Below are 12,559 nucleotides of genomic sequence, written 5' to 3' on the forward strand. Positions count from 1 at the left end.
AAGTGGTGGAGCCGGTGAATCACATATTCGCGGGCTCTGCCTCTGCTGCGCCGCAAGCGGATTATCGCTATGCGCAGTCGCCCGGCGCTTTATTTCTGCCTTTTGTCACCACTCCGCAGATCGTCCATATGGGGCTCAATCGGTTGAGCGCCCGCGAGTGGATCCAGCCCTGCCCACAGCTTCCAAACTATCAGCACAACAAGCTCTGTGCCCGGCGTCAGTTGCAGGAGCGTGTATTTGCCTTTGAGTCGCGTTCACTGCCTGCGCAAAGCGAGCTGGCTTCGATGTTGCTCGGCCATCTGCTCGCTGACCATCGGGCCTATTTTCGCACCGCGGAGCGGCTGTCCTGGCGTGCTGGGGCTGAGGTGCTGCATTGGCCGCTCCCCGCAGCGGCGGCGGAGCCACTGTGGAATGCAAGCCTGTGGGTGGCGGATGACATCTGCTTGCTGCTGCCGGGCCCGGACGGCTACGAACTGGTTGCGGCGTCTCTGGCGGCACCCAGTTACTGGAAGCTGGAAGACAAGATCGGGCGGCCGCTAAACCAGATACATGGCCCGATACCGGGCTTCAGGGAGCACCTCGCCGTACAGATGGCGCGGTTTTTCGATCATCTGCGGCCCGAATACCCGGTGTGGCGGAGCAACTGGTCGGTGGTGGGCTCTCCGGAACTTTTGCAGCGGGGTGGCGCGGAGCCTGCCGGTGACCGTCTGTATCTGCGCGTGGAGCGTCAATCCCTGCGCCGCCTTCCGGAGAGTGGGGCGGTAGCGTTTACCATCAGGGTCTCGATCAACCCCCTCAGTGACCTGCTTGCCGTGGACGGTGCCGTTGCCGCATTGCAGGCCGGAGTGGCCGCAATGTCCCCGCAGGAATCCCGTTATAAATCGCTCGCGCCGCTGTTGCCGCAGTTGCAGCATTTTTTTGCCGAGCACCTTTCAGCGACGTCCGCCGCTCAGCGCCCCCAGTAAACCCCGCACCAGCTCTTTGCCAATCTGGCGGCCAAAGCTGCTGGCTGCCCGGCCGAGTGACTTTTCCAGCGCGCTGGCAGGCTTTCTGGCGGGCTTGGGGCGCTCAGCTTTCACTTGTGCCTGTTCTTCCATGCGCGCACGGCGTTCGCGCAACTGCTCAAAGGCGGATTCCCTGTCCATTGTCTGCGTGTACTTTCCGGCCAGGGGGTTTCCCTGCATCAGTTGCTGTCGCTCTGCATCATCCAGAGGGGACAGGCGCGAAGCGGGTGGATGGATGAAAACCCGTTCAACGGGAACCGGCACGCCATCTTTGTCCAGGCAGGACACCAGGGCTTCTCCCACCGCCAGTTGGCCGATTGCGGTTTCGGTGTCGATATCGGGGTTTACGCGGAAGCTCTTTGCTGCGGCCTTCACTGCGCGCTGCTCGTTGGGTGTGTAGGCACGCAGGGCGTGCTGCACACGATTGCCGAGCTGAGCGAGGATACCCTCGGGAATATCCATGGGGTTCTGGGTGATGAAGAACACGCCGACACCGCGGGAGCGGATCAGTTTGATAATTTGTTCTACCTGCTCACGCAGGGGCGCGGGGAGGTCGTCGAACAGCAGGTGTGCCTCGTCAAAAAACAATACCAGCCTGAGAGCGTTGTCACCGGACTCCGGCAGGTTTTCGTAGAGCTCCGCCAGGAGCCAGAGAAGCAGGATGCCGTAGATCACCGGCTGCATGGAGCTGGCGTCGAGCAGGTGGATCCGGTTGTCGCCGATCAGGTCGGTCAGTTCCAGTGCCGGTTCGCCAAACAGATCTTCTGCGCCCCTGGTCTCCAGCGCCAGATACTTGCGCTTGATCGCGCCCAGGCTGGCGGGTGAGATGGTGCCGAACTCGGGTAGCAGTTCTTTGCGATAGCGCTCGGCGAAGTTGATCAGCGCCAGCAGGTCCTTCCAGTCGAGCAGCAGCAGGCCCAGCTGGTCGGCGATGCGAAACAGCAGTTGCATCAGTCCCTGCTGGTTATCGTTGAGGTTGAGCATCTGCCCCAGCAGTTCCGGGCCGAGCTCGGTCGGCGTGGTGCGCATGGGGAGCGCGCCCGGGCCCCACAGGGAGGCAGGGCAGGCGTGGTAATAGGTGTTGTCGAGCCCGAAAAGAGACAGGCGCTCGCTGACTTTGGCGTTGCCGCCACCGGCGGCTGCGAGGCCGGTCAGGTCGCCTTTTAGGTCGGTCACCAGGGTCGCGATACCGCGCTGGTTGAGCTGCTCTACCAGGTAGCGGAGCGTCACCGTTTTGCCGGTGCCGGTAGCGCCGCAGATCAGGCCGTGCCGGCTCACCATCTGCGGCAGCAGTTGTGCGGAGATCTGTCCGCTATCGGGGTCGAGACCGACGGGAATCGGATCCATGGATTTGCTGCCATTTACTTGCCGATGCCTTAACTGTAGACACCGGCGCGTGCGGCAGTGTATTCACTCCGGCTTTCTGCAGCCGCTTTTGAAAGCCTTGGGCGAAAGCCCGGTCCAGCGCCGGAACGCTTTACCGAAGGCGCTCTCGTCGCAGTAGCCGAGGGCTCCGGCGATATCCACATTGGTCTTTTCACCCTCCCGCAGCCACTGGCACGCATAGTGGCTGCGAACTTCGTCCTGTATCGCACGGAAGCTGGCACTTTCTTCCAGCAGTTTGCGTCCCAGGTGGCGTGGGCTAATGCACAGGCGTGCAGCGACCTGCTCACGGCTCAGCTGTGGTTCCTGTTGCAGCAGGTGGGAGACGCGCAGTTGCAGGCTTTTACTGGTCAGGGCCTTGAGCAGTGCGTCGGCCTCCGGTTTCAGGCGGGCCATTACCTGGCGGTCTGCCGCCATCAGCGGGATTTCCAGATCCTGCGGACGCATGCGGATACCGGACACTGGAGCATTGAACTGGACCGGGGCCTGCAGCAGTTGCTGGTACTGTTGCTGTATCGCCAGTGAGGGCGTAGGGTAGGCCAGCATGACGCTCTGTGGCTGGAACTCCCTGCCGGTCATTACCCTCGCCTGGGCGAGGCAGATAGAGAGTACGGTTTCCACACGCAGCCGCGCGCAGCGCAGATAATTGGGCTGGTAGCAAAGCTCTACGTAGAAGCTGCTGCGGCGCATTTCGAACTGGCCGCCCTCGCCGAGCAGCGGGTGGTATATCAGGAGCTGCTCGATGGCGGTGCCGAGATTTTTCTGGGTCATCAGCAGATAGCCGACCAATCCCATCTGGCTGCCCTGCATCGCCTGGCCGAGACGTACGCCGAGAAGAGGGTCCGGGTAGGCATCCTGCAGTGCCAGCCAGATATCTTCCTGGACCCGCATTGGTACCCGATCCTGTTCGTTAATGTGGGTCATTAACGATTTCGCGGCAGGCGGGAGTTCCAGCTGAAGGCGCTCCAAACCGCTTATTACTGCGCGTGTATAGCTGAGGGTAACACTTCTGTTATCCGGTGGGTTCACTCGTGCTGTCCGAAATTAACCAGAGACTGCCCGATTATGACGACAGCCTCCCGGGTTGTCACGCTATATTGGCGAGGATGTGAGATTTCGGGAGAAGAATAATGAAACCCTATGCAGTTATTGGCGCCGGCCCAATGGGGCTGTGCAGTGTGCGCAACCTGGCCAAGCACGGCATTCCCTGTGTGGGCTTTGAAATCCACAGCGATGTCGGTGGCCTCTGGGATATCGACAGCCCCACCAGTACGATGTACGAATCCGCGCACCTTATCTCCTCAAAGAGAATGACGGAGTTTGCGGAATTCCCCATGGGTGATGATGTGGCACTCTTCCCGCATCACAGCGAACTGCGACAGTACTTCCGCGACTACGCCAGGAAGTTCGATCTCTACCGCCACTACGAATTCAACACCGAGGTGGTCAGCTGCGAGCGAGTCGGCGACGACTGGCAAATCACCACCCGCAGCGACGGCCGCGAGCAGACCCGCACCTTTGGCGGCCTGTTGATCGCCAACGGCACGCTGCATCACCCCAATCGCCCACAGTTGCCCGGTGAATTTACTGGCGAAGTGCTGCACTCCGCCGACTACCGCGATCCGGCGATCTTCGATGGCAAGCGCGTGCTGCTGGTGGGCTGTGGCAACAGTGGCGCCGACATTGCCGTAGATGCTGCGCACCGCGCCAGGAGCGTGGATATCAGCCTGCGCCGCGGTTACTACTTCCTGCCCAAATTTATTGCCGGTAAAGCGACCGATGCGCTCGGCGGCAAGATCAAACTGCCGCGCTTTATCCAGCAGCGTATCAGCGCCGCAATTTCCCGGCTGATGCTGGGCAAGCCAGAGCAGTACGGGCTGCCCAAGCCGGACTACAAAATGTTTGAGTCCCACCCGGTGATCAACTCGCTGATCCTGCACCATATCGGTCATGGGGATATCAAGGCGCGCAAGGATATCGAGAAAATCGACGGAAACAAGGTCACGTTTGTTGATGGTTCCTGTCGTGAATACGACATGATCATGCTGGCCACTGGCTACAAACTCCACTATCCATTTATCGCCAGCGAGGAACTCAACTGGACCGGCTTCGCGCCGCGTCTGTACCTGAATGTGTTCCACCCTGAATATGACAACCTGTTCCTGATGGGCATGGTGGAGGCAGCAGGTCTCGGCTGGGAAGGGCGCAATCGCCAGGCGGAGATGGTGGCCCTGTATATCCAGCAGCTGGCGAAGGGCGCCAAGTCGGCCCAGCAGCTGAAAGCAACCAAGCGCGAGAAAGCCGGTGCACGTGCCGATGGTGGTATGCAGTACCTGGAGCTGGAGCGGATGGCGTACTACGTGCACAAAGATACGTACCTGGACGCGATGGCCGGTCACACTCGGGACTTGCTCAAGGATTACGGCGCCGGGGATACTGATCGCATTCCCGCCACCGCGGTGGAGGCGGCCCACTGAGGTCGCCACCCAATCCCTGACTAAATCCGTCCCTGAACACATCAGGGACCAGCCTGACCGGTGCCGTATCCGTGAACTCAGCTGTAACCGTATCCATAGACAGTTTTCAGATGTCCCCTGTGGCATTGCTGGCCCTGAACGCCGTGCTGGCGTTCATGATGTTCGGCGTGTCCCTGGGGCTCCGTACCAGTGATTTTGCCAACATCCTGCGGCGACCTGTGGCCCCGGTTACCGGGCTGGTTGCCCAGTTCCTTTTGTTGCCGGCGATTACCTGCCTGGTGACCTGGTTGCTGGACATTAGCCCTGGGTTGGCACTGGGGATGATCCTGGTGTCCTGCTGCCCCGGTGGAACCTTTTCCAATGTCATGACCTGGATAGGTCGGGCCAACGTGGCGACTTCCGTCAGTATGACGGCGGTTTCCAGTCTGGTGGCCGTAGTCATGACGCCATTCAATTTCGCTTTCTACGGCAATCTCAACCCAAGCACCCGCGATGCGTTGCAGGCCATTTCCCTGCCGGCGGAAAACATGGTGCTTGTCGTAGTGGCTGTACTGGCTGTACCGATGTTGCTGGGCATGCTGATCGGTGCCCGGTATCCGGGGTTTGCACAAAAGAGCGAGCGCTTTTTCCGCACCGCATCACTGGGGGTGTTCCTGCTGTTTGTGGTGGTGTCGTTCAGCAAGCACTGGGAAACCGCACTTTCCATTGCCGGCGCGGTACTGGTGTTGGTAATTGCCCACAATGCACTGGCGTTTTTGATCGGGGACCTCAGTGGGCGCGTCGCGCGCCTGCGGGTGGCGGATCGCCGCGCGGTGACCATGGAAGTTGGCATCCAGAACTCGGGCCTGGCGCTCGCGATTCTGTTTACCTTTTACCCCGGCGCAGGGGAGATGCTTGTTGTGGCCGGGTTCTGGGGAGTCTGGCACCTGGTGTCGGGACTCTCGCTTGCGGGTTACTGGAATTTCAGTAACCGCAGGAAAGCGCGTGCGGAATCTCTACGGGCCGAATCTGCCTGATGCTGTGATCGCAGGCGGTAGCGCGAATAGTCAAAGATAAGAGCAGAACAATGAACGAAAAACGCGTATTGATTACCGGCGCGGCCGGTTACGTGGGCCAGCAGCTGGGGGAGTTGCTGGCCAAACAGATGCCAGTAGTCGGTGTGGACATTGTCCAGCGCGAGGCGGCATTTCCGATCATCAGGATGGACATCTGTGATGCGGCCCTGGGGGAGTTGCTGCGGGCCGAACGCATCACCCACGTTGTGCACCTGGCGTCAGTGGTCGCCCCGGGGCGGGATCGCGCGCGGGAATACCAGATTGATGTGGAGGGCACCCGCAATGTGTTGGACGCCTGTGTGACAGCAGGAGTAAAGCACCTCACCCTGACCAGCAGTGGTGCTGCTTACGGCTACCACGCGGATAACCCGGCATGGTTGCGGGAAGATGATGCGCTGCGCGGTAACCCGGAATTTGCCTACTCCGATCACAAGCGCCTGGTCGAAGAGATGCTGGCGGACTACCGCGGCCGCCATCCTGAACTGCAGCAGCTGATTTTCCGCCCCTGTTCGATTATTGGCGGGGCCACCAAAACCAAGATCAGCGCGCTTTTTTCCGGCAAGGCGATCCTTGACCCCGGTGGCCATAACTCGCCATTTGTTTTCATCTGGGACCAGGATGTGATTGGCGCGATTGAATATGGTGTCTTGCGCGATGCCAGCGGTATCTACAACCTGGCCGGTGATGGCGCCCTGACGCCGGAAGAGATCGCCCGCCTGCTGAACAAACCCCTGCGCCGTCTCCCGGTATGGCTGCTGAAAGGCCTGCTGGGTATCAGCTATGGCCTGCACCTCGGCAATGTGCGGCCGGCCCAGGTGATGTTCCTGCAGTACCGGCCGGTGCTGCTCAATACCCGCCTCAAGCAGGAGTTGGGCTATGTGCCGAAGAAAACCTCGGCAGAAACGTTTGCCTACTTTGCCACTAACGCACTGGGAATCGATGTCGATGCCGAGTCTGCGCGCGTGACCGTTGCCGAGTCCGCAATGGCAAAAGGGCAGCCGGCGTGAACAAGATGGTGGCAAAAATATTGAATCGCGAAAAGGTATTCGTGGTGACCGGCGCTGCGGGTGGGCTCGGTTGGGCACTGGTGCAGGCGCTGGTCAAATCCCAGGCTGGCCGTGAATCGGTACGCTTCGCGCTGGTCGATGTAAACGCTGAGGCGGTGGCCGCGCGTGCGCGGGAGCTGGAGCAGCAGGATATCGACGCGGATGTATTTGCGATCGACCTGTCCAGTGAAGAGGCCGTGGCAGAGCTCTGCACGCGGCTGCGAGCCATATACGAACATGTGGATCTGCTGGTCAACAACGCCGGTATTACCCATCGCAGCCTATCGACCCAGACCAGCAACGCTGTAATCCGGCGGGTGATGGCGGTGGATTATCACGCGCCAGTGGAGTTGGCACAGGGCCTGTTACCACAACTGCGTGCGGCAGGTGGCTGTGTGGTGAATATCAGCTCCATGGCGGGCTGGATGCCAGTGCTGGGGCGCGCGGGGTACTGCGCGGCCAAGAGTGCGCTGCACCAGTATTTCGAGACCTTCCGTGAAGAGGTCCGCGACGATGGTGTGCGGGTGCTGATGGTGTATCCGAGCTTCGTGGCCACCAATATCGACACCAATGCGCTTTCCGGCGATGGCGGCCGTGCACAGCACGCCCAGAGCACCGTTGGTACCGTGCGTTCTGCCGACTGGATGGCGGGTAAGATCGTCAACGCGCTGGAGAAAGGCAAGGAGCGCTTATTCCCCCGGGATAAATCTCTATTGGGCGCCTACCTTTACAAGCTGGCGCCGCGCCTGTTCCTGAAGCAGATGGTGCGCAATTTCCGTGTTGAGCTCGAAGTAGGACGGGCGGCGGAAGCGGCTGATCGCTAATCCTCTGTCCTCAATCTTTCTCTCCGGCTGTCAGTGGATCATGGTGATTACGCTGGCAGCCAGCAACAGTCCCATGGTGATATTGAAAAGTCGCAGGTGACGGGGCTCTTTCAGTATTTGCTTCAACCCCACGCCGAACATCAGCCAGACAATGATGCAGGGGCCGCCAATCAGGATAAAGGCCACGGCGATGCGTCCGGCTTCCAGCAGCATGGTGCCATCGGGCGTGGTGAATGCCGCAAGGGCGCCCACCGCCATGATCCAGCCCTTCGGGTTGACCCACTGAAAAGCCACCGCCTGCAGAAATGTAAACGGCTTCTTTCCCTCCGCCGAACCCACTTCCCGGGTCGAGGCAATCACCCAGGCCAGATAGAGCAGGTAGGCAATACCCACCCAGCGAATAATTTCGTGTAACAGCGGGAACCGGTTAAACAGTGCGCCGAGTCCCAGGCCGATGGCGATAATCATGGCCGGATAGCCGAGGCAGATACCGAGGAAATGCGGCATCGAACGGCCGATACCGAAATTGAGGCCGGACGACATAATCATCAGGTTGTTCGGGCCCGGTGTAATGCTGGTGGCAAATACAAACAGGATGATGGGCAGCAGTGCTTCCAGCAAGGTGAACCTCTTAATCTGACGGTGCGATAACGGTGGCTAGGTGACAATGGCGTGATCGCGATCAAGACAACGCCGTTAGGGACGTGGGCAATTATCCGCGGAGCGGTTGGCGCGGTAAACCTGCCAGGAAATGGCCGTGCTAGAATTCTGCAAAATTTCTGCCGTAGCCCGCCCAATGTCGCCAATTGCGCTGATCGACAGTCACTGCCATTTTGATTTCGAAGCCTTCGCACCCGATCGTGATGAGGTCTGGCGTCGTTGTCGGGATAATGGTATCGGCCAGCTGATAATGCCGGGAGTGAGCATTGCCCAGTGGCGTTCGTTGTTTGCGCTGGTGAACAGTGAGCCCGCCTGGTACGGGGCCGTCGGGGTACACCCGTGGTGGGTGGCAGACATGGCGTTATCGCCAGAGCGGCTGCAGGAGGCCATTGTGGAGCGCGTGAAAAAAGAGCGCGCTGGCAGCGGCCGCGTAGTGGCCATTGGCGAATGTGGCCTCGACGGGAGTATCGAGTGCAGCCTGGCCGAGCAGGAGACCGTGTTGCGCCCCCAACTGGCGGCCGCCTGTGAACTCGAATTGCCGGTTATCCTCCACAGCGTCAAAGCGCACAGCGAGATCATTGCCTTGTTGAAAGAATTCCGGCCGGAGAAGGGTGGAGTGATCCACGCTTTCAGCGGCAGTGCGGAAATTGCGCGGGAGTACTGGAAGCTGGGGTTTTATCTCGGTATCGGCGGCACTATCACCTATGAGCGCGCGGCCAAGACGCTCCGCACCGTCAGTGAAGTGCCACTGGAATCCCTGTTGCTGGAATCGGACGCGCCGGATATGCCCCACGCGGGCCGACAGGGCGAGCGCAACAGCCCGGAATATTTGTTAACTGTTGCAGAAACCCTGGCCGCACTGCGTGCTATCTCCGTTGAACAAGTGTGCGCACAGACGCGCAAAAACACCCAAGTGCTTTTCAATCTATGAGTTTTTCAGTTTCGCAGTTTAAGCAGCAATTTCCCCTGTTCAGTCAGCCGGAAAACCGCGATCTGGTGTATCTCGACAATGCAGCCACGACACAGAAGCCGGCCGTGGTTATTGATGCAATCCGGGATTTTTACCTGCACAGCAACGCTAACACCCATCGTTCCAGTCACCGGCTGGCCCGTCAGGCCACGGCAATGGTGGAGCGGGTACGCGCACAGGCGGCAGCATTTCTCGGTACGGGCAATGTGCGTGAGGTGATTTTTACCCGCGGTGCAACGGAAGGGTTAAACCTGCTCGCCAATAGTCTGTGCGCTGAACTTGCGCCTGGCGATGAGGTGGTGCTCTCCACCGCCGAGCACCACGCGAACCTGGTGCCCTGGCAGATGGCCGCCGCCCGCCATCAGTTGCATATTCGCTATGTGCCGGATGAGCGGGGTATTCCCCAGTTTGACCGCCTGGTGGAAGTGCTTGGCCCGCGCACCCGTATCGTCTCGCTCACGGCCGGCTCCAATGCCTTGGGGTTTCGCGCGGATCTCGCACAGATTCGGCAGATGCTGGCGGGGCGGGATTTACGCTGGGTGGTTGATGCGGCGCAACTGGCGGCGCACGAGCCGATAGATGTGCAGGAGATCGGCTGCGATTTTCTGGTGTGCTCGGCACACAAGTTCTATGGCCCGAGCGGGATCGGCCTGCTGTTTGGCCGCGAACAGTGGTTACAGCAGATGCCACCCTGGCAGGGCGGCGGCGAAATGATTGCGGATGTGGACCTGCACTCCAGCCACTATGCCGACCTGCCACACAAATTCGAGGCCGGTACTTCGTCCCTCGCCGCCATTGCCGGGCTGGGGGCCTGTCTGGAATTTCTGCAATCCCAGGATCGCGCGGCCATGGCGGTACATGAGCAGCAACTGTTGCGTACCCTGCATGAACAGGTGGGCAAATTGCCGGGCATGGAATTGCTGAGCAGTGCGGAAAACAATCTCGGAATTCTCGCGTTTAGTGACAGCCGTTTTGTGCCGGTCGACCTGATGCATTGGCTGGACGGGAAGGATATCGCGGTGCGCGTTGGTCACCACTGCGCACAGCCCCTGATCCGGGCGACCGGTCACAGCGCCACGCTGCGGGCATCGCTGGCGGCGTACAATTCAGAGCAGGATGTCGCGCGTTTTGTGGCTGCGGTGGCGGAATTCCTCGATCAGCTGGACAGTGCTGAAAACGCCCCCACGCACGTGGAACCCGAGGTCGCCGAAGGCTGGCCGATAGACGACTTATCTGTGCTCGATATCGAAGCGCTGCGCAGTCGCAGGGGCTGGCAGGAGCGTTATCGTTTGCTGATGCAGTGGAGCAAGGCGATAGCCGCGAAGCCTATCATTCGCTCGCCCGAGCATCTTGTGCAGGGTTGTGAATCCAGTGCCTGGCTGGTGCACCGCCAGTTGGGAGAAAAGCACTACTTCGCGCTCGACAGTGACAGTCGTGTGGTGAAAGGCCTCGGCGCTTTCCTGTTGTCCCAGTTGAACGGCAAGAGCCTGGAGGAAGTTCGCTCCACGGATCTGGAAGCGCTGTTTACCGAGTTCGAGTTCGATAAACACCTGTCGCCTTCCCGCAGCAATGGGTTTTATGCGCTGATGCAGCGCGCCATGGCAATCCTCGAACAGCAAAAGTAATTACCTGGTGGTTTAGCTTTCCCTGAGGTCTTTCACCAGTCGTTGCATACGCTCATAGTGGCTGCCCTGCCAGTAAACCCGCCCACACTCATTGCAGCGGGCATATTCGTCAAACCGGCGCCGACTGTTCTCAGGCAGCTGCGCCCAGACTACCTGCTTGTCCACCGTTGACAGTAACCCGTTGCAAACGGTGCAACGGGAGAACGGCTGGAAACTATTTTGTAGCTGAAGCCGCCGAACTACTTCCTCAGCCTGTTTGATCGGGCGGGTAGAGCGTACGTAGTAAGCGTGCGTCAGTACTTTTCTTTTCAGCAGGTTCAGATCCCTGGTGAGCAGAATGCGGTGCTGGTGCAGGGATATTTCCACCAGTCGTTCATCGGGACAGTGCCCGTAGAACAGTGCATCAAATCCAAGCAGGCGCAGATAGCGGGCAAGGCGCCCGAGATGGCAGTCGAGGATGAAAGCCGTCTGTCGTAGCGGATGTGGACGTAGCCGGGTCAGGCTGGTTACATCCAGCGACTCAAACAGCGGGTACACGCTGACGCGATCGCCGTTCTGCGGGATGAATGTGAAATCCACCGACTCCCCATTCACCAGAATCAGGTCCACCTCCGTGTGCGGTATACCGACAGATTCAATCGCGTCCTTGATGGAGCCCAGGGCAGTAAATTCGCGGTTGAAACTGCGCTGTTTCAAAGCATTTGGCAGAAAGTCATTGAGCTCCCGGTAGAAGCGAAAAGTAAGTGTCTGCATGGTGGTAAACAGGATTTAACACAGGGTTTCATTGAGGGAAACCGTACATCCTTCCCCTGGAGGGGCAGGAACAGTTCCGAGTAACCATGGTTGTTATCCCGGATTGCCGCAACCTGCGCGAGTCATTGCTATGCTTTTTTAAAGGATATATCCGCCTTCCGGATGTGGCGCAATCCATCCGCTAACCGCTTTCTGTGGGAAACGCAAAATGAAACGCAAACTGCCGCTGTTGATGATGGGCTTTTTCTTATCGGCCGGCGCTTTGGCGCAGAGCAGCGCAAGCGATGTGGACGTGGCCGGGAGTCAGGCTGTGAAGCCATCGGCCAATATACTGCTGGCTCAGACAGAAGATGTCACGGCGCAGGATCCTGTCGTCTGGGTGTTTCGGCACCGCCGCCCCAAACAGTGCGTCGGGAAGGACATGACTCTGGCAGAGAGTAGCGCCAAATTAAAGGATAGTGGTGTAGTTGTGCATGGCTCGGCCTGTGGCTTCCGTACCGACGTGGTCTTTGTCTCTTCATGCGGCGAGCCCACCGGGCAGATCCTCCTGCACCTGATTCGCGCCAGTGCGCTGGAAACGGCCCTGGACTTGGACTATGGCCCCGCGGAGCAGGTCAAATACCAGAGAGTGGAGTGTCCGGATAAAACGCCCTGAGGATAGCGCCGCCCTTGTGAGGGGAGCCCGCGTTTTCAGCACGTGCTAATGTGCTGTTGGTCACATATCTGGCACGTCAGTCTGATAACGTTGGTTGGTCACCTCTG

12 protein-coding genes are annotated in these 12,559 nt (G+C 59.5%); 8 read left to right on the forward strand and 4 right to left on the reverse strand.

Features of this window, described 5'->3' with window-relative positions:
- Positions 1 to 14: 14 nt before the first annotated feature.
- Positions 15 to 965 carry a heme-dependent oxidative N-demethylase family protein gene (locus tag LC093_RS16160; protein WP_226667286.1) on the forward strand — a complete coding sequence of 317 codons (951 nt, stop codon included), beginning with the start codon at positions 15 to 17 and terminating at the stop codon, positions 963 to 965.
- Here the strand turns inward: LC093_RS16160 and LC093_RS16165 are convergent.
- Both LC093_RS16165 and LC093_RS16170 read right to left on the reverse strand, forming a co-directional pair.
- Positions 933 to 2,351: a helicase HerA-like domain-containing protein gene (locus tag LC093_RS16165; protein ID WP_226667289.1), complete on the reverse strand. Its 1,419-nt coding sequence runs from the start codon at positions 2,349 to 2,351 to the stop codon at positions 933 to 935. The two genes, LC093_RS16160 and LC093_RS16165, sit on opposite strands and share 33 nt — an antisense overlap.
- Before the next feature lie 63 nt (positions 2,352 to 2,414).
- Positions 2,415 to 3,311 (reverse strand): helix-turn-helix domain-containing protein, encoded by an 897-nt coding sequence (locus LC093_RS16170; protein ID WP_226667290.1) that lies wholly within the window; start codon positions 3,309 to 3,311, stop codon positions 2,415 to 2,417.
- 206 nt (positions 3,312 to 3,517) lie between these two features.
- Here LC093_RS16170 and LC093_RS16175 point away from each other — a divergent pair, with 206 nt between their 5' ends.
- From LC093_RS16175 to LC093_RS16190, 4 genes are all read left to right on the forward strand, one after another.
- Positions 3,518 to 4,864 (forward strand): flavin-containing monooxygenase, encoded by a 1,347-nt coding sequence (locus tag LC093_RS16175; protein WP_226667291.1) that lies wholly within the window; start codon positions 3,518 to 3,520, stop codon positions 4,862 to 4,864.
- Positions 4,865 to 4,935: 71 nt separating this feature from the next.
- Positions 4,936 to 5,880, forward strand: coding sequence for a bile acid:sodium symporter family protein (locus LC093_RS16180; RefSeq protein ID WP_226667292.1), 945 nt, complete (start codon positions 4,936 to 4,938; stop codon positions 5,878 to 5,880).
- Between the two features lie 50 nt (positions 5,881 to 5,930).
- Positions 5,931 to 6,926, forward strand: a complete 996-nt coding sequence (locus LC093_RS16185; protein ID WP_226667293.1) for an SDR family oxidoreductase — start codon at positions 5,931 to 5,933, stop codon at positions 6,924 to 6,926.
- A 5-nt stretch (positions 6,927 to 6,931) separates the two neighbouring features.
- Positions 6,932 to 7,789, forward strand: a complete 858-nt coding sequence (locus tag LC093_RS16190; protein ID WP_226667452.1) for an SDR family NAD(P)-dependent oxidoreductase — start codon at positions 6,932 to 6,934, stop codon at positions 7,787 to 7,789.
- A 30-nt stretch (positions 7,790 to 7,819) separates the two neighbouring features.
- On the opposite strand, the gene LC093_RS16195 is transcribed toward LC093_RS16190, so the two are convergent.
- Positions 7,820 to 8,410 (reverse strand): LysE family translocator, encoded by a 591-nt coding sequence (locus LC093_RS16195; protein ID WP_226667294.1) that lies wholly within the window; start codon positions 8,408 to 8,410, stop codon positions 7,820 to 7,822.
- A gap of 136 nt (positions 8,411 to 8,546) precedes the next feature.
- Between LC093_RS16195 and LC093_RS16200 the strand changes: the two genes are divergently transcribed.
- Positions 8,547 to 9,380: a TatD family hydrolase gene (locus LC093_RS16200; RefSeq protein ID WP_226667295.1), complete on the forward strand. Its 834-nt coding sequence runs from the start codon at positions 8,547 to 8,549 to the stop codon at positions 9,378 to 9,380.
- Complete coding sequence (locus LC093_RS16205) at positions 9,377 to 11,044, forward strand: aminotransferase class V-fold PLP-dependent enzyme (RefSeq protein ID WP_226667296.1); 1,668 nt, start codon at positions 9,377 to 9,379, stop codon at positions 11,042 to 11,044. The genes LC093_RS16200 and LC093_RS16205 overlap by 4 nt, the downstream gene beginning before the upstream one ends.
- Before the next feature lie 12 nt (positions 11,045 to 11,056).
- On the opposite strand, the gene LC093_RS16210 is transcribed toward LC093_RS16205, so the two are convergent.
- Positions 11,057 to 11,797, reverse strand: a complete 741-nt coding sequence (locus LC093_RS16210) for a Mut7-C ubiquitin/RNAse domain-containing protein (protein ID WP_226667297.1) — start codon at positions 11,795 to 11,797, stop codon at positions 11,057 to 11,059.
- 208 nt (positions 11,798 to 12,005) lie between these two features.
- Here LC093_RS16210 and LC093_RS16215 point away from each other — a divergent pair, with 208 nt between their 5' ends.
- Positions 12,006 to 12,452: a hypothetical protein gene (locus tag LC093_RS16215; protein ID WP_226667300.1), complete on the forward strand. Its 447-nt coding sequence runs from the start codon at positions 12,006 to 12,008 to the stop codon at positions 12,450 to 12,452.
- Positions 12,453 to 12,559: the final 107 nt, after the last annotated feature.

The organism is Microbulbifer aggregans (assembly GCF_020524005.1).
Classification (GTDB): domain Bacteria; phylum Pseudomonadota; class Gammaproteobacteria; order Pseudomonadales; family Cellvibrionaceae; genus Microbulbifer; species Microbulbifer aggregans_A.